The sequence below is a fragment of the Pseudoflavonifractor sp. AF19-9AC genome (assembly GCF_003478995.1).
Classification (GTDB): domain Bacteria; phylum Bacillota; class Clostridia; order Oscillospirales; family Oscillospiraceae; genus Lawsonibacter.
In genome coordinates, this window is the sequence record NZ_QUGI01000003.1 from 366,100 (window position 1) to 387,241 (window position 21,142).

General features: G+C 58.4%; 19 protein-coding genes. 16 read left to right on the forward strand and 3 right to left on the reverse strand.

Going from position 1 to position 21,142, the window contains the following annotated elements; translation table 11 throughout:
• The first annotated feature begins 247 nt into the window (after positions 1–247).
• The 14 genes from DWX58_RS07375 to DWX58_RS07435 all read left to right on the forward strand — a co-directional run bounded on the left by DWX58_RS07375 (position 248) and on the right by DWX58_RS07435 (position 15,125).
• Positions 248–715 carry a CBS domain-containing protein gene (locus DWX58_RS07375; RefSeq protein WP_118642443.1) on the forward strand — a complete coding sequence of 156 codons (468 nt, stop codon included), beginning with the start codon at positions 248–250 and terminating at the stop codon, positions 713–715.
• 209 nt (positions 716–924) lie between these two features.
• Positions 925–1,779: a MurR/RpiR family transcriptional regulator gene (locus DWX58_RS07380; protein ID WP_118642445.1), complete on the forward strand. Its 855-nt coding sequence runs from the start codon at positions 925–927 to the stop codon at positions 1,777–1,779.
• A 322-nt stretch (positions 1,780–2,101) separates the two neighbouring features.
• Positions 2,102–3,139 (forward strand): zinc-dependent dehydrogenase, encoded by a 1,038-nt coding sequence (locus DWX58_RS07385; RefSeq protein ID WP_118642447.1) that lies wholly within the window; start codon positions 2,102–2,104, stop codon positions 3,137–3,139.
• Between the two features lie 63 nt (positions 3,140–3,202).
• Positions 3,203–4,072, forward strand: a complete 870-nt coding sequence (locus tag DWX58_RS07390) for a fructose-bisphosphate aldolase (RefSeq protein WP_118642449.1) — start codon at positions 3,203–3,205, stop codon at positions 4,070–4,072.
• Positions 4,073–4,108: 36 nt separating this feature from the next.
• Positions 4,109–5,647, forward strand: a complete 1,539-nt coding sequence (locus DWX58_RS07395) for an FGGY family carbohydrate kinase (RefSeq protein ID WP_118642451.1) — start codon at positions 4,109–4,111, stop codon at positions 5,645–5,647.
• Positions 5,648–5,691: 44 nt separating this feature from the next.
• Entirely contained in the window at positions 5,692–6,744 is a 1,053-nt protein-coding gene (locus DWX58_RS07400; protein ID WP_118642453.1) for a DctP family TRAP transporter solute-binding subunit, read from the forward strand.
• A gap of 111 nt (positions 6,745–6,855) precedes the next feature.
• On the forward strand, positions 6,856–7,365 hold the full coding sequence (locus tag DWX58_RS07405) for a TRAP transporter small permease (protein ID WP_118642455.1): 510 nt from the start codon (positions 6,856–6,858) through the stop codon (positions 7,363–7,365).
• On the forward strand, positions 7,362–8,645 hold the full coding sequence (locus DWX58_RS07410) for a TRAP transporter large permease (RefSeq protein WP_118642457.1): 1,284 nt from the start codon (positions 7,362–7,364) through the stop codon (positions 8,643–8,645). The genes DWX58_RS07405 and DWX58_RS07410 overlap by 4 nt, the downstream gene beginning before the upstream one ends.
• A 283-nt stretch (positions 8,646–8,928) precedes the next feature.
• The gene (locus tag DWX58_RS07415; protein WP_118642459.1) at positions 8,929–10,740 is read left to right on the forward strand and encodes a DUF6020 family protein; all 1,812 of its coding nucleotides are present in this window, start codon (positions 8,929–8,931) and stop codon (positions 10,738–10,740) included.
• Positions 10,733–11,665, forward strand: coding sequence for a glycosyltransferase family 2 protein (locus DWX58_RS07420; RefSeq protein ID WP_118642461.1), 933 nt, complete (start codon positions 10,733–10,735; stop codon positions 11,663–11,665). The genes DWX58_RS07415 and DWX58_RS07420 overlap by 8 nt, the downstream gene beginning before the upstream one ends.
• Entirely contained in the window at positions 11,662–12,114 is a 453-nt protein-coding gene (locus tag DWX58_RS07425) for a GtrA family protein (protein WP_118642463.1), read from the forward strand. The genes DWX58_RS07420 and DWX58_RS07425 overlap by 4 nt, the downstream gene beginning before the upstream one ends.
• A gap of 91 nt (positions 12,115–12,205) precedes the next feature.
• Entirely contained in the window at positions 12,206–12,334 is a 129-nt protein-coding gene (locus DWX58_RS15885) for a hypothetical protein (RefSeq protein ID WP_279229854.1), read from the forward strand.
• Positions 12,335–12,961: 627 nt separating this feature from the next.
• Positions 12,962–14,431 (forward strand): DUF1538 domain-containing protein, encoded by a 1,470-nt coding sequence (locus DWX58_RS07430; protein ID WP_243093307.1) that lies wholly within the window; start codon positions 12,962–12,964, stop codon positions 14,429–14,431.
• A gap of 16 nt (positions 14,432–14,447) precedes the next feature.
• Positions 14,448–15,125, forward strand: coding sequence for a hypothetical protein (locus tag DWX58_RS07435; RefSeq protein ID WP_118642467.1), 678 nt, complete (start codon positions 14,448–14,450; stop codon positions 15,123–15,125).
• Between the two features lie 66 nt (positions 15,126–15,191).
• Here the strand turns inward: DWX58_RS07435 and DWX58_RS07440 are convergent, their stop codons facing one another.
• Complete coding sequence (locus tag DWX58_RS07440; RefSeq protein ID WP_118642469.1) at positions 15,192–17,645, reverse strand: ATP-dependent Clp protease ATP-binding subunit; 2,454 nt, start codon at positions 17,643–17,645, stop codon at positions 15,192–15,194.
• 120 nt (positions 17,646–17,765) lie between these two features.
• On the opposite strand from DWX58_RS07440, the gene DWX58_RS07445 reads away from it, so the two are divergent.
• The gene (locus DWX58_RS07445; RefSeq protein WP_158579230.1) at positions 17,766–17,936 is read left to right on the forward strand and encodes a 4Fe-4S binding protein; all 171 of its coding nucleotides are present in this window, start codon (positions 17,766–17,768) and stop codon (positions 17,934–17,936) included.
• 156 nt (positions 17,937–18,092) lie between these two features.
• Positions 18,093–18,815 carry a hemolysin III family protein gene (locus tag DWX58_RS07450; protein ID WP_118642473.1) on the forward strand — a complete coding sequence of 241 codons (723 nt, stop codon included), beginning with the start codon at positions 18,093–18,095 and terminating at the stop codon, positions 18,813–18,815.
• 47 nt (positions 18,816–18,862) lie between these two features.
• Here the strand turns inward: DWX58_RS07450 and DWX58_RS07455 are convergent, their stop codons facing one another.
• The gene (locus DWX58_RS07455; protein WP_118642475.1) at positions 18,863–20,230 is read right to left on the reverse strand and encodes an MATE family efflux transporter; all 1,368 of its coding nucleotides are present in this window, start codon (positions 20,228–20,230) and stop codon (positions 18,863–18,865) included.
• A gap of 186 nt (positions 20,231–20,416) precedes the next feature.
• On the reverse strand, positions 20,417–21,085 hold the full coding sequence (locus tag DWX58_RS07460; RefSeq protein ID WP_118642477.1) for a single-stranded DNA-binding protein: 669 nt from the start codon (positions 21,083–21,085) through the stop codon (positions 20,417–20,419).
• Positions 21,086–21,142: the final 57 nt, after the last annotated feature.

A 21,142-nucleotide genomic window follows, 5' to 3' on the forward strand; every position in this document is an offset into this window, starting at 1 on the left:
GCTCCATCCATGCATACTTTATATTTATTCTATCATAAACCAAGTAGGAATGAAATACGAAACCGCCCAAAATTTCTGTTTCGCCGTTTTCCTTCTCTCCCTTGATTCTATGGTATATCTACCGCCTCTTGTAAAAATCTTTACAATTTTTTTACATTATCAGGACCTGATTTGTGGTATCTTCATAATGAAAAAATTCTTTTTGTCCTTCCCATTTTGCGTACCGCAAGAAAGGAGACTCTTATCCGTGAATGTGATTTCACTTTTGACTCCGAAGGCTCAAGTAGCCTACTTATACGAAGATTTTACCATCCGCCAGGGGCTGGAGAAGCTCCGCGCCCACGGCTACACCGCCATTCCGGTTCTGGCTCGGGATGGATGCTATGTGGGTACAGTCAGTGAGGGCGACTTTCTGTGGAATATTTTAGACGGGAAGGACAACAGCCTTCGCACCCAGGAAAGGCTGCCCCTGCGCCAGGTCCTGCGCCCCAATTTCAATCCGGCCGTCCGTATTGACGTCACCCTCTCCCAACTTCTGGAACGCGCCATGCAGCAGAGCTTTATTCCTGTGGTGGATGACCGGGGGGCCTTTGTGGGCATTGTCACCCGTCAGAATATTATCCGCCGCCTGACGATCCCCAACGTGGATGACTATGTCCCGGAAGAAGCTATCCCCGCCGCTTCACCAGTTTCGGCCGGCAGCCGGCTGGGATGAAGAACCGTCCTGCGGATCCCCTACAATCTTCAAAGACACACAATGTATTTCCTGTTCCATACGCCGACCGCCAGCTGCGGTCGGCGTATTTTTTGGCAATAGCGCCAAATTTCCTTGTTTTTTTAGTTGCAGAAGTGGTATCAATATGATAAAATCCAAAATGTAGTAAAACTTCAAACCCGTCCGTTGTCTGAAAGGAGGCAATGAACATGGAACATTCCAGCTGCAAAAAGCGCATTGCAGCAAAATACGAAAGCGATTCGGCCACCAATACAGAGCGGAAAATCGCCCTGTACATGAAAAACAACTTTGACCGTGTGCTCCACTGCACCCTTCTGGAGCTGGCTGAACTCATTGGCGTAAGCGATGCCTCTGTGGTCCGTTTCTGTAAGAGCATCGGCTATTCCGGCTTCCAGGAGTTTAAAATCAGCGCCGCTCTGGAAACCATTCCTTCCAGTGAGCAGTATCATCCCAAGCTTCACAAGGATGACAGTCCCGCCGAAATCTGTCAGAAAATTTTCTCCACAGAGATTACCGCACTGCAGCGTACCATGCACGCCCTGGATCTGGAAAACATGACCAAAGTCGCCCGTATTTTGGCTCAGGCCCCGCGCATCGTCTTTGCCGGAACGGGTGGCAGCATGATTGTGGCTCGAGATGCCCAGCATAAGTTCCTGAAAATCGGTATACATGTATGTGCTGTGGAGGACAAGGATATCCAGCTGATGGAGACCTCTCTTCTGCACAAGGGTGATGTGCTCTTCGCTGTGTCCCACTCCGGAAATAATATCCATGTGCTGCGTGCAGCGGAGCTGGCCAAATCCTGCGGCGCCACGGTGGTGGGCCTTACCTCCGACGGCAAGACCAGTCTGTCCAAAATCGCCGACTATTCCATTACCACCATTAGCGAAGAAACCATTTTCCGTTCGGAATCCGGCAGCACCCGCCTCGCCCAGCTGGCAGTCATTGACAGCCTGGTGGCGATTGTGGCCTTTCAAGATTACGACAACGCCTTTGATGCCATTTACAAAACGCGGGCGGCCACTTCGGACAATAAAGTTTGATGTCTTTGTCCCCAAAATATTGTGGCTTTTCTTTTTGCCCTTAATTTGTAGTTTTTCGACTACAAAAATTTCTCATTTTCTTCATGACTACCTCGCAAATTCGCAGTTTTTTAATTCCGTAGCCTTATTCCAGCTGGATTTTCGTTTTATTTTACAAAAGCCAGTGTAGTTTTTTTACTATTATTCCGAAAATAAATTTCAGTATTGTAGTTTCGCTACATTTGTGCTACCATACAGTCAAAGAGAGCTTCCACCCCGGTTTTCTGGAGTGACTGCCCAATAACATCCAGATTCCTGGACATTATTTAAAGGAGAGATTTTCATGAGAGCAGTTGTTCTTTCCGGTCCCAACCAGTTCGCCCCCGCCGATATTCCCAAGCCCGAAATCGGTCCGGACGAAATTCTCCTGGAAATGAAGGCCGCCGCTATCTGCGGCACTGATATGCGCATCCTTACCGGTAAGAAGACCAAGGGTGTCCGTTACCCCTCCGTCATTGGCCACGAGTTCTGCGGCATCATTGCTGAGGTCGGCGCTGATGTCAAGGGCTATGAAGTAGGCGAGAAGGTGGCCGTGGCCAACGTGATTCCCTGCCACCACTGCAGCAGTTGCCTGCGTGGCCGCACCAACGCCTGCCTGGACCGCAAGGCTATCGGCTATGAGTTCGATGGCGGTTTCGAGGAGTACATCCGCATCCCCGGCATCTGCATCCAGAACGGCAACGTTGTCAAGCTTCCCGACCACGTTTCCTTCGCTGCAGGCGCTTTGATCGAGCCTCTGTCCTGCTGCATCCGCGGCCTGCGGAACGCCGGCACCGGCTTCAATGACGACGTGCTGATCGTCGGCGCCGGTCCCATCGGCCTGTTCCACCTGCAGCTGTCCAAGATCGCCGGCGCCCGCAAGGTGATCGTCAGTGAGCCCAACGAGGCCCGCCGCAAGGTCGCCCAGGAGCTGGGCGCCGACCTGGTGGTCGATCCCACCAAGGAGGATCTGGCCGCCATCGTCAACCGCGAGACCAACGGTCAGGGCATGGACGTCATCGTGATGGCCATCGGTGTTCCCGCTCTGGTGAACTCCACTCTGAAGCTGTGCAAGCGCGGCGGCACCGTGAACCTGTTTGCCGGCTTCGCCGGAACCGGTGAGTCTACCGTGGAGGTCAACACCATCCACTATAATGAGATCAACGTCAACGGCAGCACCGCTTACAAGCTGGAGGATTACCTGGCCGCCGCTGAGATGATCAAGAGCGGCAAGATCGACGCCGACAAGATCGTCACCCACAAGTTCAAGATCGAGGACTTCCAGAAGGCCTATGACGTATGTGTCGCCGGTACCGGCCTGAAGGTCGTCATCGAGCCCTGAGTCCCCTATACCTTATAAATACAACATTGCATAGAATAACAGATTCGAAAGGAAGTATCTGAAATGAGCAACATCGGTCTTGGTAAGAAGGTACGTATGGCCCGCATGGTCAACCCCGTCAGCAACAAAATGATGGCAATCACTGTGGACCACGCCATTTCCCGCGGCATCGCCCCCATGCACGGCCTGCACAACATCCAGTCCACCATCGACAAGATTGTGGCCGGTAAGCCCGATGCCATGACGGTCACCCCCGGTATTCTGAATCAGTGCTGGGACGCCGAGAAGAACCGCGACGTGGCCATCCTCTGCAAGATCTCCAACTACAGCCCCGTGGCTCCCACTCAGGACACCATCTTCGGTACCGTGGATGAGGCCATTTCTCTGGGTGCTTCCGGTGTCTCCATGGGCGCTATGACCCTGGGCGACTATCAGGGTGTTCAGTTCGAGGCCATCGGTCGCTTCGCTGCTGAGTGCATGCAGAAGGGCATGCCCCTGATCGGCCACGTGTATCCCAAGGGCGAGAGCGTTCCCGTTGATCAGCGCACCTCCTGGGAGAACATCGCTTACTGCATCCGTTCCGCCTGCGAGATGGGCATGGACATCGTGAAGACCACCTACTGCGGCAACCCCGACGCCATGGCCAAGGCTCTGTCCACCGTGCCCAGCGGCTTCCGTGTGGTCATTCAGGGCGGCGACGCTCCTGCCGGTCTGGACGAAGAGGGTAAGCTGAACCATTTCCTGACCATCACCCGCGAGGCTATGGACTGCGGTGTGGGCGGCGTCACCATGGGCCGCTTTGTCTGGGAGTACAAGGACGTGACCGCTCTGGTGGTTGCTCTGCGTTACCTCATCCACCACGGCTACTCCGTCAAGGAGACCAAGGAGTTCCTGGCTCAGCTGGAGAACGACAAGAACTACGACCAGTTCTAAGTCTCCGCTCACCCATTCAACTGAGGAGGGGATCCCATGGAAGAACAGTATCTCCTGGGCGCGGATATCGGTACCTCCAGCATCAAGGTCACGGTCATTGATCAGAACGCCAAGTTTGTGGCTCAGGAAAGTGCCGCGTACCGTCTCATCAATCCCGACCAGGTTTCCATTCAAATCGACACAGCAGATATGTGGAACGCCTTTACCGGCTGTGTTGGCTCCCTGGTCAGCAAGCACAAGGTGGACCCCACCAAGATCAAAGCCATCGGCATTTCCAGTCTGTGCCCCGGTCTTGCCGCCTTCGACAAGGACGGCAACGTGCTGGTTGACCCCATTATCTACTCCGATCGCCGCAGCACTCAGGAAGCAGAAATCTTCCGGGAGACCATCGGCGCTGAGCGGCTCTTTGAAATCACCGCCAACAGTGCCATGGCCGGCGCCATGTCCGGCACCTCCATGCTGTGGATCAAGCGTAATCTGCCCGATATTTACGAGCGCACCCGTTACTTCGGCCATGTGAATACCCTGATGGCTTACATGCTGTGCGGGAATTTCGCCATCGACCACTCCAACGCCTCCTACACCCTGCTCTATGAGACCACGGGTCGGGGCGTGTGGTCGGAGGAGATCTGTGAGAAGATCGGCATTGACATCAACAAGCTGCCCCCCTTACATAAGTCCACCGATGTGGTGGGCACCCTCACCCACCCCGTTCTTTTGGCCATGGGTCTCCCCGCCGACACCAAAATCGTGATCGGCGGCGGCGACACCGCCTGCGCCACTCTGGCAGCCGGCGTGGTCAAGCAGGGTGATGTGTGCGAATCGGTTGGCACCACCAATGTACTCACCGTCTGCGTGGAGCAGCCCAAGTTCTCCCCCAACTTTATCAATCGTCGCCACGTGGTGGACGGAGCCTGGATCTATCAGGGAGCAATGTCCCACACCGGTTCCTCCTACCAGTGGATGTACGACAACTTCTATCAGGACTACAAGGACTACCCCTCGGTCACCGGCAAGAAGGGCATGATGCTCATGAATGACGACGCCGAGCAGGCCGAGCCGGGAGCGGACGGGCTGGTGTTCCTGCCCTACATGATGGGCGAGCGCAGCCCCGTGTGGGACCCCTACGCCAGAGGTGTGTTCTTCGGACTGTCCCTGAAGACCACCCGCCGTGAGATGAACCGTGCGGTGCTGGAAGGCTGCGCCTACGGCCTGCGGCAGCTCATCGAGATGGTAGAGGAAGTCACCGGCGAGAAGCTCACCAGCTTCTCCTCCATCGGCGGCGGCGCCAAGAGCAAGGTTTGGGCTCAGATCAAAGCGGACATCACCGGCCGTGACATCACGGTGCTGGACATGAACGACATGGCCCCCGTGGGTGCCGCTCTGCTGGCCGGCGTAGGCGCGGGCGTCTTCAAAGATGTCTATGAGGCCTCCGCCAAAGTCGAAAAGGCAGTTTATATGGAGATCCATCACTCCGACGCCCATAGTGAGGTATATAACCGCCGCTATCAGGTGTACACCGGTCTCTATCCCAGCGTAAAGCAGCTCTACAAAGTAAATCTCGGCATTAAATAACCCGTGCCGAAAAATAAAATCGGAATGAAAAAGGAGTAAGAAAAATGAAAAAGTGTCTCAGCCTCGTTCTGGCTCTGGCCATGGCCCTGACCTTGGTCAGCTGCGGAAAAAGCAACAGCAGCTCCGGCAGCAACGCTTCCAGCTCCGGTGCCTCCGGCTCCGGCGAGAAGGTCTCCCTGAACGTCAGCGTTCCCGATGCCGACAACTCCTACATCTACGCCGCGGCTCAGGAGTTCAAGGCCCGCGTGGAGGAGTACTCCGGCGGCAGCATTGAGCTGACCATCTACCCCAACGGTTCCCTGTACGGCGGCGACGGCAACTCTGGTGTGACCATGCTGTCCAGCGGCTCCCTCGACATTATGATTCTGGCTGCTTCTCTGTACGCCAGCTTCGAGCCGGGCTTCAACGTCATCTCCGTTCCCTATATGTTTGACGACGCCCAGCAACTCCAGGACTACCTGAACAGCGAGACCGGCGTTGAGCTGTTCAACCGCGTGGAAGAGATGGGCATCACCTGCCTGGGCCGCTGGACCCGCAGCTTCCGTCAGGTCACCAACAGCGTCAAGCCCATCACCTGCCCTGCTGACCTGGAAGGTCTGACCCTCCGCACCCCCAACAACACCCTGTACGTCGACTTCTTCAAGGCTTGCGGCGTGAACGTTACCCCCATGGCTTTCGGCGAGGTTTACAACGCCCTGCAGCTGAACACCCTGGACGGCCAGGAGAACCCCGTTGACGTGCCTGCCACCAACAACTTCTACGAGGTTCAGAAGTACATCTCCGGCACCAACCACATGGCTGACGCTTGGGTCGTGGGCATCAACAGCGCCAAGCTGCAGTCCCTGTCTCAGGAGCAGCAGGACGCTCTGACTAAGGCCGCCGAGGAGTGCCAGCAGTGGTATGTGGACTATCAGGCTTCTACCGACGCTGACATGCTCAAGCTGCTGACCGACAACGGCATGGAGTACAACGACCTGACCGAAGAGGGCTTCAACGAGTTCGTGGAGATTTCCAAGGGCCTGTATGACAACTTCCGCGCCATCGTGGCCGACGACACCCTGTTCGACGCCACTCTGGCCTTCTGCGGCAAGGCCTAATCCATACCCCGTTTTTCCGGTTTAACCCACAAGTTTTGCCGATGCGGAGAAGCCTTCGGCTTCTCCGCATCGCTCTAAAAGAAGAGAAGTGTGACCCGAGGAGGGAAATCTATGGAACGTAAACATTCCCCGCTAAGCAAGTTCTTTGATGTGGTCGACAAGCTGGAGGATATCCTGTGCGGCGGCACCCTGGTGGCCCTGCTGCTGGTAGTTCTGCTCCAGGTGTTCGGCCGCTGGCTGGGCAAGTCCTTCGCCTGGACGGAGGAAACCACCCGTTTTCTGTTTATCTGGATGATGTTCATCGCTGTGGCTGCCGGCTTCAACCGTGCTGAGTCCTCCCGCGTGACCGTTTTGCTTCAGGTTCTGCCCCGTTTTATTCAGAAGTTCTGCACCCTGTTGTATTTTGTATTTTCCATCGCCTTCTTCTGCTTCATGGCCAAGTACGGCTTTGAGCTGACCATGCAGAAATTCGCGATCAACGAGATGGGCGCCGCCGTGGCCCTGCCCCTGGGCTTCATTATGGTATGCGTCCCCATCAGCGGTGTTCTGGGTGTCATCGGTACCATCCAGAGCATGCTGGAGTACTTTAAGAAAGTAGACATCGGAGGTGACCAGGCATGAGTGTGGCGCTGCTTCTTATCTTTGTGGCTTTGATGGCCCTGGGCGTACCCATCGCCATCTCTCTGGGTTCTGCCTCCGTTATCGTTTTGATTACTATGGGCAACATGCCCCTGACCTCCGTGATTCAGCTGATGTACACCTCTATGAACAGCTTTATCATGGTGGCCGTTCCCCTGTTCATCCTCTCCGGCTCCATCATGGACGAGGGCGGCATCGCCGACAAGATCTACGATCTGGCCGACTCCTGCGTGGGCTGGATTTACGGCGGCCTGGGCCACGTGTCCGTCCTCTGTAACATCATCTTCGGCGCCATGTCCGGTTCCTCCGTGGCCGCTGTGGCTTCCATTGGTAAGATGAGCATCAACGCCATGGCCAAGAAGGGCTACCCCAAGGAGTATGGCGTGGGCATCAACCTGGCTGGTTGTATGCTGGCCTCCGTCATTCCCCCCAGCATTCTGATGATCGTGGCCGCCTCCACCGCCGGCGAGTCCATCGGCCAGGCTCTGATGGCCGGTATCGTGCCCGGTATCTTCATCGGCGGTGCCTTCATGGTCTATAACTACATCCACTGCAAGGTCACCGGCATCGGTGAGAAGAGCAAGTTTGACGTCCGTCGTCTGGGCCGCTCTTTCATCAGCGCTATCCCCGCCCTGATGGTTCCCGTCATCCTGCTGGTCGGTATGTACAGCGGCATCTACACCCCCACCGAGGGCGCCGGCATGGCCGTGGCTTACGCCATTCTGGTCTCCATCTACGTGTACAAGCGTCTGAAGTGGTCTGACATCCCCCGCATCGTGTGCAAGAACGCCCGTCAGACCGGTACCATCCTGTTTATCGCCATCACCGCCAAGCCCGCCGGCCAGATCTTCGAGCTGGACGGCCTGCCCTCCAAGCTGGCTAACTTCATCCTGGGTATCTCCGACAACCAGCTGGTGATCATGTTCGCTCTGTTCATCTTCCTCATCATCGTGGGCATGTTCATGGACGCTACCGCTGCCATCTACATCCTGGTGCCCATCCTGCTGCCCGTGGTAAAGCAGCTGGGCGTGGAGCCTCTGTTCTTCGTGGTGTTCCTGGTTATCACCCTGAGCTTCGGCCTCATCACTCCTCCCGTTGGCGTGTGTCTGTATGCCGCCGAGAATGTGACGGGCTTGTCCTTTGAAAAGGTGGTTAAATCCGTTATGCCGTGGATTTTCCTCACCGCCGGTGTGTTGGCCCTGCTGATCATCTTCCCGCAGATCATCACGGCCCCCATCCACTTCATGTTCCCCAACGGCTGACAAAATTCGGCAAGCGGGCCGCTTTCAAAAGCGTCCTTCTTCGATCCATCTTATCCTTCCTGAGAGAGGGTCGGCAGGCTGTGTACCTGCCGGCCCTTTCTCGTGTCTTCCTCTTGCCTTTTTCCCTGGCATATAGTAGAATAAGTCGAACAAGACAGAGCGTTTTCCCCTTATTTTCAGGAAAACGCTCCTTTTCCTTTGCCCATTTCTTCTGTGATGGGCATCACTTTTGCGTCCTATGAAACATGGATCCAGTCGGGTCAGCGCTTAGGAGGCGATTGCATTGATCCGCAAACTTGACTGTCCCGGGCTTCTCTGGTGCCGCGCGGCTTTGTATGCTCTGCTCACCGGCTTTGCGCTGGCTGTGCAGATGGCTCTGCCCGGCAGCTACGAGGAACTAACCATGCCTGAGCAGATCGGCGAGCTGATTCAGGGCAGCGGCGTGGTGTATCTGGTGCTGATTCTGGCCTTGATCTTCTATTATCAGCGCCTGCTGCCTCTGTCCCATCCCTTCCTGCCCAGCGCCGTCCTGGTGTCCCTCTTCTTCGCTTTGTGTCTTCTCTTTGGCCAGAGTTTTGAGGCCACTGACAGCTGGGCTCCCCTGCTGGGCACTCCCCTGCGGGTGGCCCTGTCCCTGGTGATGACAGCGGGCTATGCGCTGTTCTTCTTTCCCCTGGTGTCCGCTCTCTTCCACTGGCTGGACCGGCGGGCCCAGACCGGCTCTTCCGCTTCTCTCTCTCCAAAGGGTCAGGTGCGCTTCTTTTTTCTGTCTCTGGGGCTGATTCTTCTGTTCTGGCTCCCCTATCTGCTCCTGTGCTGGCCCGGCAGCGTCACCTACGATGGCATGTATCAGCTGGAGCAGTTCTTCGGCCTGACCCAGGCCACCAACCACCACCCCTGGCTGTCTACTCTGCTTATGGGCTGGATCGTGAGCCTGGGCAGGGACAACCTGTCCCTGGGCATCTTTTTCTATGTGGTGTTCCAGACCCTGGTGTGTGCCGCCGCCCTGGCCGGGATTTGCTGGCAGGTGCGGATGCTGGCCGGACGGACAGCCTCCCGGCTGTCCCTGGCGTTCTTCGCCCTGGTACCCAATTTTGGGGGCTATGCCCAGATGTTTGTGAAGGACACCCTGTTCTTCGGCATGTTTGCCGCCTTCTTCCTGTGCGTCGAGCTCTTTCTGAAGGCCCGGGGAAAGGCGGGGCCCATTTTGTGGGCCAGCCTGCTGCTCACAGGGCTTCTGTGCGCCCTGCTGCGCAACAATGGGCTCTACATCGTGGTGCCCACCCTGCTTCTGCTGATTCCCGCCGCCCGCTCCCTGCTCTCCCGCCTGGGCGCTGCCGGGCTGGCTGTGGGCATTCTGGCGGTCTACCTGTGCTTTAACCAGGTCCTGCTCCCCGCCTGGGGCGTGGCTCCCGGCTCGGTGCGGGAGGTGCTGAGCCTCCCCTTCCAACAGACTGCCCGCTATGTTCAGATCTGCGGCGACACGCTGACGGAGGAGGAAATCGCCGTCATTGACCAGGTTCTGGACTATGAGACTCTGGTCACCTCCTACGACCCCCGGGTGTCCGATCCGGTGAAAAACACCTACCACGGGGACAGCGAGAATCTGAAGGAGTACCTTGGCCTGTGGCTTCGCCAGGGCCTGCGCCGTCCGGACGTCTATCTGGAGGCTACCCTCAACAGCATGTTCGGCTACTTCCTCCCGGGCTACCGCTATGGCCCCTTCGGCGGCAACTATTTCTTCATGCAGACCTCAGAGCGGGGGCTGGAGGTGGAGTTTGCCCACCCTGACGCCCCCCAGCTGGCCGACGCCTTCAGCCGGTGGTGGAGCCAGACACCGGGGCTGGAGCTGCTCAACGCTCCGGGCACCTTCTCCTGGCTGCTGGTGCTGGCCAGCGTGGCTTTGCTCCGGCGGAGGAGAGGAATTGCCCTCATTGCCTGTCTCCCCCTGTGGCTGGCCCTTGGCATCTGCTGCGTCTCCCCGGTGAACGCCCTGGTGCGCTACATGCTGCCCATTATGGCCGCCATGCCCCTGCTGCTGGCTTACACCTACTCTGTTTTAACCCTCAAAGGAGGCAATCTCTCCCATGGATAAAATCGCTGTGCTCATTCCCTGCTACAATGAGGCTGCCACCATTGAAAAGGTCGTACGGGACTTCCGTGCCGCCCTCCCTGAGGCCGTCATCTATGTCTACGACAACAACTCCACCGACCACACCGACGAGATCGCCCGGGCGGCAGGGGCGGTGGTGCGCTATGAGCACCGCCAGGGCAAGGGAAACGTCATCCGCACCATGTTCCGGGATATTGAGGCGGAGTGCTATCTGATGGCTGACGGAGATGACACCTACCCTGCCCAGTACGCCCCCCAGATGGCCCGGGCGGTGCTGGAGGAGGGCGCGGACATGGTCATCGGCGACCGACTGTCCTCCACTTACTTCACCGAAAATAAGCGCCCCTTCCACAACGTGGGCAACGTGCTGGTGCGCAAGCTGGTCAACCTCTTCTTCAAGGGAAACATTCAGGACATTATGACCGGCTACCGGGCCTTCAGCCGCCTGTTTGTAAAGACCTATCCGGTTCTGTCCAAGGGCTTTGAGATTGAGACCGAAATGTCCATTCACGCCCTGGACAAGAACTTCCACCTGGTCAACGTCCCTGTGGACTACCGGGACCGTCCCGCCGGCAGTCAATCCAAGCTGAACACCTACTCCGACGGGGCCAAGGTGCTGGCCACTATCTTCCGCCTGGTGAAGGACTATAAGCCGTTGGCCTTTTTCTCCACGGTAGCTCTGCTGCTGGCCGCCGTGGCCCTCGTCCTCTTTGTCCCTGTCTTTATGGACTATCTGGACACCGGCCTGGTCCCCCGGTACCCCACACTGATTGTGGCTGGCTTCCTGTTTTTGGGCGGCCTGCTCACCTTCTGCTGCGGACTCATTCTGGACACCGTAATCAAAAAGGACCGGCAGAATTTTGAGCTGTGGCTCAACCTGTTCCGGGCCACGGAAGAGAAGCCATGAGACGATTGACACAGTTTTTGAGACAGCTGGTGCGGGACCCCAGCCTGTATTCCTTCTTGCTCATCGGCCTGGGCAACACGGCCATCAGCCTGGCATTGCAGTTTCTCTTCTACTCCCACCTTCACTGGGGCTACTGGCCCTCCAGCGCTCTGGCCTTCTTCTTGGCCAGCATCTCCAGCTTTTACCTGAACCGGAAGTACAGCTTCCATAGCCAGGGCAATGTGTGGATGGATGCCCTTCGCTTCTCCATCAACATAGCCGTGTGCTATCTCATTGCCTACGGGATCGCCCAGCCCCTGACCAACTGGATCGTTCCCCTGCTGGGCTGGCCCCTGCTGGTGAAGTGGCAGGGCGAGCTGTCCCTGCTGGCCGGCAACGGGCTGTTCACCTGCCTCAACTACTTCGGCCAGCGCTTTTTCGCCTTTGCAAGTCCAAAGAAAACATCCTGATCACTCAGGATGTTTTCTTTTTCCATTTCATGTATAGTTCTCCGGTTTGGGGGTATGCTACCAATACCCTCAAGGAAAGGAGGTCTGCAGCATGAGTTCCAATCGTCAGAACACGCCCAATCCCCAGAATTCTTCCGACCCTCAGGCTTCCAAGAATCAGCAGCGGAGTCAGAAGAGCCAGAAGGGCCCGAAATCGCCCTCCAATCAGACCGAGCGCTGATCCCTCAAGCCATCCAAAGTCTTCCATCCCTCTCCAACCATGCCCGTCCACCCCTCTGTGGACGGGTTTTTTTATACTGATCTGCCCTGCCGACCGGGAACCCCCGTCACGTTATTTTGATTGTGTTAAGAACCTTCTTATGTATGTAAAGATTTTATAAATTATCTTTTCTTTTCCAGGCCTTTCCAGCCAGGCCGTTTTGTGAAATCCCTGATTTATCCCATTTCCCCCTGTTTTTTATTACTTTTTTCATTTGTTTTCCTGTCCTTTTGGGTTTTGTGCCCTGTTTTTGAAATTTGACATCTCTTCCGATTCTCCTCTATAATGGAGCACATGGAGCAAAATTTGAACACTTAGCTCAGTTTTGGCAAAAAATTGGCGGAAATTCCTTTTTCCTCTGTGCTCAGCAAGGTGCTCAGACGCCCCACCGGGCTTCCACAGCCCGATGCGGCGCAGGTCCGCTCAGCCGTCCCACCGGAACCGGACGGGCAGGAGCGGCTCAGCCCCTGTGGTTCTCTGCTCCTGATCCAATAAACAGTGCCCGCCCTCCCGGCGGGCGCGGAAAGGAGCGCTCCCTTGCATTTAAACCCACAGTTTAAGGAAAAAAACCGGGAATCTCTCGCCAGCGTGCTGCCCATCACCGCCATCGTGTTTTTGCTCTCCATCACCATCGCGCCCCTGGCGCCGGGCACTCTGGTCCTGTTTTTGTTCGGCGCCATTCTTCTGGTGGCCGGCATGGGCCTGTTCACCGTGGGGGTGGACATCTCCATGATTCCCATGGGAGAGGGAATGGGGGTGGAGATCAGCCGGCACAAGGGGCCTTTGCTGTTCGTCGTCGCCTATTTTCTTCTGGGCGTACTTACCACGGTGGCGGAGCCCGATCTGCAGGTTCTGGCCGAACAGGTGCCCGCCATTGAGAACATTGTGCTGATTCTCACCGTGGGGGTGGGGGTCGGCATCTTTCTGGTGCTGGCCGCCCTGCGCATCCGAAAGGCCATTCCCCTGCGCCGGATGCTGATTATCTTCTACCTGCTGGTCTTTGCCCTGGCCGCCGCCGCCCCCGGCAATTTTATCCCCGTCTCCTTTGACTCGGGCGGCGTCACCACCGGCCCGATAACGGTTCCCTTCATCATGGCCCTGGGCCTTGGCATCGCCTCCACCCGGAGCGACGCCAACTCCGCCAGCGACAGCTTCGGCCTGGTGTCTCTGTGTTCCATCGGCCCCATCCTGTCCGTGCTGATCCTGGGGATTGTCTACCGGCCGGAGGAGACTCTGTACTCCTCCGCCCAGCTGCCGGAGGTAGAGACCACGGTGGATGCCGCCCGGTACTTTGTCTCCGCCCTGCCCCACTATTTCCAGGAGGTAGCCCTCTCTCTGCTTCCCATTGTGGCGCTGTTTGTCCTCTTCCAGCTGATCTCCCGCCGCTTTCAGGGCAATCAGATTTTGAAGATCTGCGCGGGGCTGCTGTATACCTATCTTGGGCTGGTCCTGTTTTTGTGCGGCGTCAACGTGGGCTTTATGCCCGCGGGCCAGTTCATCGGCGCCACCGTAGCCCGCAGCAGCCAGCGCTGGCTGCTGGTGCCCATCGGCATGCTCATCGGCTATTACATCGTCAAGGCGGAGCCCGCCGTGGCCGTCCTCACCAAACAGGTGGAGGAGGTCTCCAACGGCTCCATCTCCCATAAATCCATGGGGCACGCCCTGTCCATCGGCGTATGCGTGTCTGTGGGCCTGGCGATGGTCCGGGTGCTCACTGGCCTGAACATCCTGTGGCTGCTCATTCCGGGCTATGGCGTTGCCCTGGCCCTCTCCTTCTTTGTCCCCCCCATCTTCACCGGCATCGCCTTCGACTCCGGCGGAGTGGCCAGCGGCCCCATGACCGCCACCTTCCTGCTCCCCTTTGCCATGGGGGCCTGCACCGCTGTGGGCGGCAATCTGATGACCGACGCCTTCGGCATTGTGGCCATGGTGGCCATGACGCCTCTTATTACCATCCAGACCATGGGCCTGGCCAGCCAGATTCGGCACAAGCTGGCCCGCCGCCGCCTGCGCTACCACATGGAGCGTGTGGAGGATGTGATGGTCTATTTCAACTGAGAAAGGAGGAGCTTTTATGGCACAGTCCATGCGTTTGATTGTCTCTATCGTGGAGCGCGGCCACGGCGTGGCCATGCAGAAGCTGTACACCGCCCGCCAGGTGTTCCTCCACCTCCAGTGTGCCGGACGGGGGACAGCCACCTCGGAAATTATGGATATTCTGGGTCTCGGCTCCAGCGAGAAGGATGTGGTGCTCTCCTTCGCCCCCGCCTCCGCCTGCCAAAGCCTGCTGCAGGAACTGGACAGCGACCTTCGGGGCAGCACCGGTACGGCGGGCATTGTATTTTCCCTGCCTGTCAGCGCACTGAACAATCTGGCCGCCGCCCTGGTACTTTTTAAGGCGGAGCAGGCCAAGCGAAACGGAGGAGATACCGCGATGAATCACAACGAGGAGAACACTCTGATTCTGGTGGCCTGCAGCCGGGGCCACACCGATGAGGTTATGTCCACCGCCAAGGAACAGGGGGCCCGGGGCGGCACCGTCATCAAGGCCCGCCTGTCCGGGCTGGAGGAGCTGGAGCAGGCCTACGACCTGGCTGACCTCACCGCTGAGCGGGAGATTGTAGCCATCGTGGTGCCCACTCATCTGCGCGCCCCCATTTTGGAGGCCATCAACGCCGCCCACGGCCTGCGCAGCCCCGCCCAGGCGGTGCTGTGCGCCCTGCCCATAGAGAAGATCGTACGGCTGGGATAACCGCGATTTATCTGTATGAACAAAGCCGGGACTCCGCATATACAATGCGGAGTCCCGGCTTTTCCCTTATTCCAGCTCCGTGACGGGTCGGGCGGGCCGCCCCCGGACCTGTCCCTCCTCGGCTGTCACATGCAGGGTGTCCCCCTGCTTCAATGTCCCCGCCAGCAGCAGATCTGCCACCGGGTCCTCCACCTGGGCGGCAATGGCCCGCCGCAGGGGGCGGGCACCGTACTCCCGGCTGCTCCCCTGCCCGGCCAGAAGAGCCACCGCCTGGTCTTCCGCCTCCAGCTTTATGCCCAGCTGGGCCATGCGGCGGCCGCTCTCCTCCAGCAGCTGCCGGGTAATGGCCTCCAGGACACCCCCGTCCAGGGGATGGAACACCAGCATGGCGTCCAGCCGGTTGATAAACTCCGGGGAAAAGGCCCGCCGGGCGTCTCCCAGCACTTCCTGTTCCAGGCCCTCCCGCTCCGCCACACGATCCCCTGACGCAAAGCCCAGCTTCTTGCCCTGGGCAAACCGTCCCGCCCCCAGGTTGGAGGTCATCACCAGGACGGTGTTGCGGAAGTCTGTCTTCCGCCCCTGAGCGTCGGTGAGGACACCCTCCTCCATGACCTGGAGGAGGATGGACCAGATGTCCCGGTTGGCCTTCTCCAGCTCGTCCAGCAGCACCACCGACCAGGGACAGCGCCGCACCCGCTCGGTGAGCTGCCCTCCCTCCTCATGGCCCACATAGCCCGGAGGGGAGCCGATGAGCCGGGAGACGGTGTGGGCCTCCATATACTCTGACATGTCAAAACGCAGCAGGGCCTCCTCACTGCCGAAGAGGGCGGCGGCCAGGCTGCGGCACAGCTGGGTCTTGCCCACGCCGCTGGGCCCCAGCAGCAGGAAGCTGCCCACCGGGCGCCGGGGGTCCTTCAGGCCCAGGCGGCTGCGGCGGATGGCCTTGACCACCGTCTCCACCGCCCGGTCCTGTCCCAACAGACTTCTGTGCAGGGTCTCTTCCAATTCCGCCAGGGCCTTGCGGTCTGCCTCGTCCGGGTCAGTGACCGGCACTCCCGTCCATTGGGTGAGTACCTCGCGAATGTGGCTCTCCTCCACCTGGCAGGGCTGGCAGCTGCTGATCCACTGCTTCTTGCCCTCCTCCAGCTGGCGGCGGAAGCTGCTCTCTGCGTCCCGGAGCATGGCCGCTTTCTCAAAATTCTGGCCCCGGATGGCTTGCTCCATTTGATGCCCCGCCTGGCAGGCCCGGCTCTCCAGTTCCTTCAGCTCCGGGGGCAGGGCCCGGCCCGACAGGCGGGCCCGGGAGGCCGCCTCGTCCACCAGATCGATGGCTTTGTCAGGGAGAAAGCGCTGGGGCAGATAACGGATGGACAGGTCCACCGCCGCCTCCAGAGCCCGGTCGCTGATGGTCAGGTGGTGGTGGCTCTCATACCGCCCCCGCAGGCCCCGGAGAATGGCCAACGTCTTATCCCGGTCGGGTTCCCGGACGGTGACCGGCTGAAAGCGCCGCTCCAGGGCGGAGTCCTTCTCAATGTGGCGGCGGTACTCGTCCAGGGTGGTGGCTCCGATGACCTGCAGCTCTCCCCGGGCCAGGGCTGGCTTCAGGATATTGGCCGCGTCAATGGCCCCCTCGGCGCTGCCCGCCCCCACGATGGTGTGCAGCTCGTCGATAAATAAAATGATGTTGCCCGCCTTGCGGACCTCATTCAGTACGTGTTTGAGCTTTTCCTCAAACTCCCCCCGATACTTGGTCCCTGCCACCATGGCGGACAAGTCCAGGGCACACACCCGCCGCCCCAACAAATGGCTGGGGGCGGTGCCGTCGGCAATGGCCAGGGCCAGCCCCTCCACCACCGCCGTCTTGCCCACGCCGGGCTCCCCTACCAGGGCGGGGTTATTTTTGGTGCGCCGGGACAGGATCTGGATGACCCGTTCCAGCTCCTCCTCCCGGCCGATGACCGGATCCAGCTTGCCGGACGCCGCCATACGGGTCAGGTCCCGGGCACACTGGTCCAGCTGGCGGGTATCGGTGGGACCGGACCGCTGTTCCGGCTCCCTGGGGCGAAAGCGGGGCGTGTACTCCTCCCCGCCCAGGGAGGCGCTCACCATCTGATAGAGTCCCTTGCAGTCCACCCCGCAGTCCCGCAGCAGGCGGAAGGCGCCGCTCTCCTCCGTCCCCAGCAGACCCAGCAGCAGATGTTCCGAATTGATGGCCCGCTGCCCCAGACGGCGGCTCTCCCCCACCGCCCCCTGAATGGCCTGGCAGCAGTGCGGTGTCAGCCCCTGGTGCAGCGCCGGGCATGGGACCCCAATGCCCACCCGCTGGGCAATGGCCGCCCGCAGCACCGGACTGCCCGCCCCCGACTTGCGCAGCGCCATAGCCGCGGGACTATACTCCTGACTGGCCAATCCCAGCAGCAGGTGCTCGCTGCCCACGTAGCTGTGCCCCAGGCGGGCGGCATTTTCCTGGGCCAGACGAATGGCCCCCAGGGCGGTGGATGTGAAGCGGCTGTCGGACATAGCAGTGTTCCTCCCTACGTAAATCTTCTGTTAATGATTCCCCCTTTTGAAAAATTTAGCATTGCATTTTTGAAAAGTTGTGTTAGAATGAATGTACATTCTAAGGGAGGTGTACTTATCATGGCTTATGTTATCGGTGATGCTTGCATCAGCTGTGGTTCCTGCGCGGATTCCTGCCCCGTGGGCGCTATTTCTCAGGGCGACGACCACTACGTGATCGACGCTGGCGCTTGCCTGGACTGCGGTTCCTGCGCCGGCAACTGCCCCGTGGGCGCTATTTCCCAGGGCTAATGTCAAAAAGCAGCGCCGGGTTTTCCCGGCGTTGTTTTTTATATTTCATAATCTAATTTTTAAAATTATATTTAGTCATTTTTTATATTGATATTTTTGGCGGATATGGATATACTGATGGTGTAAAGAATCGTTCCCCGGAAAGGAGTGTCCGCCATGCGTTCCGATGTATTGACCGCCCAGTCCCCTCTCTTTGAGCCCAGACCCCGGCGCCGCCGGGAGGTACGGGATCCCTATGACGGCCTGCGCCCCTGGTCGGCTATCACCCATGGAGCGGGCGCGGTATTGGCCGTTGTGGGTACGGCCGCACTGCTGCTGCGGGCCCTGCAGCTGGGTCATCCGTCCGAAATACTGCCCTTCTTGATTTACGGGCTGTCCATGGTGGGGCTGTACACCGCCAGCACCCTGTACCACTGTCTTAACGTATCCGTTCCCGGACGCATTGCCCTGCGGAAATATGACCACTGCTCCATCTATCTGCTCATTGCCGGCAGCTATACGCCCATCTGTCTCACCGCCCTGCGCAACAGCGGCGGCCCCCTTCTGCTCAGCTGTATATGGACCCTGGCGGCGGCCGGACTGGTGCTCACCATCGCCAAGCTGGGAATCCCCCGCTGGCTCACCAGCACCATCTACCTCATTATGGGCTGGCTGGCCATTTTTGCCATTGTCCCGCTCTATCGGGCGCTGCCCACTGCCGGATTCGTCTGGCTGCTGGCCGGCGGGCTGTCCTACACCGTAGGCGGTGTACTCTATGCCGTCAAATGGCCCGGACGAAACAATCCCCGCTTTGGCTGCCATGAGATCTTCCATCTGTTCATTTTGCTGGGCAGCATCTTTCACTTTATCCTCATGTACCAGGTAATCGTAGTCCTGTAATTTTTCCAAAATAAAAAAGACGCATCCATATGGATGCGTCTTTTTCGTTAAGCGTTTTTCTGTTCCTGCCGCGTTTTCAGAGGCAGGATTTCCTTGCGGTAAACCCGGCGCAAAAACAAGATACAAAGGGTTACAGACGCCAGCTCTGCAATGGGGAAGGCCCACCACACCGCCTGGAGGTCAAAGAGCCGGGAGAGCAGGAAGGCCACCGGCAGCAGCACCATCAGCTGACGCACCACCGACACCAGCAGAGAGAGCACTCCGTGGCCCAGGGCCTGGAACACAGAGGAGCTGACCACACAGAAACCTGCGAAGAGAAAGCTGCAGGAAATAATACGAAGAGCGGGCACGCCAATGGTCAGCATATCGCCCGCGGTCTCTCCATCTGCCATGAACATGGACAGAAATACATGGGGAATCAGCTGGAAGGCCAGCAGACCCAGCAGCATAATGCCCACTGCATACAGAACACTCAGACGAATGGTTTTAGAGATACGGTCCGGCCGGCCGGCGCCGTAATTGTAGGCCACAATGGGCACCATTCCGTTGTTCAGGCCAAAGACCGGCATAAAAATAAAGGACTGAAGCTTAAAGTACACACCGAATACCGCCGTGGCAGTGGCGGTAAAGGCCAGCAGGATCTGATTCATGCCGAATACCATGATGGAACCGATGGATTGCATGGCAATGGAGGGCACGCCAACGCTGTAAATGCCCCGGATAATGGCCCCGTTGGGCCGGAAGCCGCGGAATCTCATCTGCACATCCGGGTTGTGGCGCAGATTAAAGTAGGCCGACAGGCACGCTCCGCAGATCTGGCCGATGACGGTGGCCAGGGCAGCGCCCGCTACCTCCATCCGCGGAAAGCCGAACAGGCCGAAAATCATGATGGGGTCCAGGACAATGTTGATAATAGCCCCCACTGCCTGAGTAATCATGGTGAGGAAGGTCCGCCCGGTGGCCTGGAGAATCCGGTCCAGAGTCACACCGGCAAACATACCCACACTGACGCCGCAGACGATGGTCAGATAGTCCTCACCATAGTCCACAATTGGGGCAATGTCCGTCTGGATGGCATAAAACAGGCGGGAACAGGTAAAGCCCAGCACGGTAAAGACCAGACAGCTGAGCAGCGCCAGAAACAGGCCGTTGGTGGCAGTCTGGTTTGCTTTCTCCTGGTCCTTCTGTCCCAGGCTCCTGGAGAGCAGGGCATTGATACCCACGCCGGTGCCCACGCCCACAGAAATCATCAGGTTCTGCACCGGAAACGCCAGAGAAACTGCGTTCAGCGCATCCTCACTGAGTTTGGCCACAAACACGCTGTCCACCACATTATAGAGGGCCTGTACCAGCATGGAGATCACCATGGGTACGGCCATGTTCAGCAGCAGACGATTGACGGGCATAACGCCCATTTTATTCTCATTTGCAGGTGTTCCCACCCTAATCTCCTCCCAACGTTCTCCTTTTTCACGCAGGAGTAAATTATAGTAGGAACAAATTTTAATGTCAACGTTCCCCCGTGCAAAAAACAGATTTTTTCTGATTTTCTCAAATTTCCGGTTTATTTTTTCCTATTCCATTACAATTTCGGCCAAAGTTTATTCTACTCTTGCCAGGTCCGGAGCCGTACCGCACAGCTTATCCGCCATCCAATCTGCGCCGCTCTCCAAAGACATCACGGACACCTCAAAGGCTGTGCGGAATTCCTGCTTGCCCTCCACGATCTTCGTATAGCCCCGGCTCTGGAGCCGCCCGGACATCTGGAGCCGGTCCCCCACCTCCATGGCGCCGCACCGACGTGCCAGACTGCCCCAGGTGATGCAGGGCAGATAGTCCGCCCGCCCATAGCGGCGATTCACCGCCAAAATCATATCGCAGATGGTCCGCCCCAAGGGCGTCACCCGCAGGCTCGGTTCCTTACACAGGGTGCCCGACAGCTCCAGACGGTTTTCGTCCTCCCCCGGCTCCCGCTGGAGCACCCGGGCAAAGACATTGATCACCAGGCGGCTGCCTGTTCCGCTGCGGTTGTTGAAGGTACGCACCTCTCCCAGAACGGTTACCTCCTCCCCGGCTCCAAGGCCGGAGCACTGCTCCAACAGGGTCCGGGGGGCCACCACATACACCCGGTCCTCCGCTCCGGACAGACGGGCAACACACAGGGGAAAGCGGAAAAATTCCACCTCATGGTTCACGTGGGAAAACACAGGAGCCTCCTCAAGCCGGCCATGCAGGCGGATTCGGTTGAGGTCGGCGGAGCTTTGTCTCATGGAATATCACACTCCCAAATCGTTGGTTCCTTCCATGTATATGCCCCGCCTCTTCGG

Bases quoted from the DNA above. Each gene is read 5' to 3' on its own strand.
- DWX58_RS07435 (WP_118642467.1), top strand. From the start codon at position 14,448: ATGGCACAGTCCATGCGTTTGATTGTCTCTATCGTGGAGCGCGGCCAC.
- DWX58_RS07440 (WP_118642469.1), bottom strand. From the start codon at position 17,645: ATGTCCGACAGCCGCTTCACATCCACCGCCCTGGGGGCCATTCGTCTG.
- DWX58_RS07455 (WP_118642475.1), bottom strand. From the start codon at position 20,230: ATGGGCGTTATGCCCGTCAATCGTCTGCTGCTGAACATGGCCGTACCC.
- DWX58_RS07390 (WP_118642449.1), top strand. From the start codon at position 3,203: ATGAGCAACATCGGTCTTGGTAAGAAGGTACGTATGGCCCGCATGGTC.
- DWX58_RS07385 (WP_118642447.1), top strand. From the start codon at position 2,102: ATGAGAGCAGTTGTTCTTTCCGGTCCCAACCAGTTCGCCCCCGCCGAT.
- DWX58_RS07405 (WP_118642455.1), top strand. From the start codon at position 6,856: ATGGAACGTAAACATTCCCCGCTAAGCAAGTTCTTTGATGTGGTCGAC.
- DWX58_RS07445 (WP_158579230.1), top strand. From the start codon at position 17,766: ATGGCTTATGTTATCGGTGATGCTTGCATCAGCTGTGGTTCCTGCGCG.
- DWX58_RS07450 (WP_118642473.1), top strand. From the start codon at position 18,093: ATGCGTTCCGATGTATTGACCGCCCAGTCCCCTCTCTTTGAGCCCAGA.
- DWX58_RS07395 (WP_118642451.1), top strand. From the start codon at position 4,109: ATGGAAGAACAGTATCTCCTGGGCGCGGATATCGGTACCTCCAGCATC.
- DWX58_RS07460 (WP_118642477.1), bottom strand. From the start codon at position 21,085: ATGAGACAAAGCTCCGCCGACCTCAACCGAATCCGCCTGCATGGCCGG.
- DWX58_RS07425 (WP_118642463.1), top strand. From the start codon at position 11,662: ATGAGACGATTGACACAGTTTTTGAGACAGCTGGTGCGGGACCCCAGC.
- DWX58_RS07400 (WP_118642453.1), top strand. From the start codon at position 5,692: ATGAAAAAGTGTCTCAGCCTCGTTCTGGCTCTGGCCATGGCCCTGACC.
- DWX58_RS15885 (WP_279229854.1), top strand. From the start codon at position 12,206: ATGAGTTCCAATCGTCAGAACACGCCCAATCCCCAGAATTCTTCCGAC.
- DWX58_RS07410 (WP_118642457.1), top strand. From the start codon at position 7,362: ATGAGTGTGGCGCTGCTTCTTATCTTTGTGGCTTTGATGGCCCTGGGC.
- DWX58_RS07380 (WP_118642445.1), top strand. From the start codon at position 925: ATGGAACATTCCAGCTGCAAAAAGCGCATTGCAGCAAAATACGAAAGC.
- DWX58_RS07420 (WP_118642461.1), top strand. From the start codon at position 10,733: ATGGATAAAATCGCTGTGCTCATTCCCTGCTACAATGAGGCTGCCACC.